Raw genomic sequence first — 422 nt, forward strand, 5'->3', positions numbered from 1 at the left:
GGAAGTTTTAATATTAGATTCAATCGTCAATATAATGCATTTATAGGTGGAAGAGGAACGGGCAAGTCAACCATATTGGAATACATCAGATGGGGACTATGCGACCAAACCGTAAAAATTGGCAACTACCAAGAGCTGGATATCATTCAGAATCGTCGAGATACTCTGATAAAGAAAACCTTAACCGCTGTTAGCGGTGAGGTAAGAATAACAATGGTCAAAAATGATGTACGGCATATCGTTAAAAGAAATTCTTCAAGCAGGGAAATACTTTTGAAGATTGGGGATGGGGAATTTCAAAAAGTTAGTGAAGAGGATATCCGTAAGGTACTGCCCATCCAATCATACAGTCAGAAACAACTAAGTGATGTAGGTGTTAAGACTGAAGAACTTAAACGATTCATAGAGCAACCTATAAAAAG

Annotated in this window: 1 protein-coding gene; it reads left to right on the forward strand. The window is 37.7% G+C overall.

The window, feature by feature from the left end; all coding sequences use genetic code 11:
- Positions 1-422: AAA family ATPase (locus RM529_RS17815; RefSeq protein WP_311486070.1), on the forward strand; the 422-nt coding region annotated here is incomplete at both ends.

The organism is Autumnicola edwardsiae, assembly GCF_031846505.1.
GTDB lineage: Bacteria > Bacteroidota > Bacteroidia > Flavobacteriales > Flavobacteriaceae > Autumnicola > Autumnicola edwardsiae.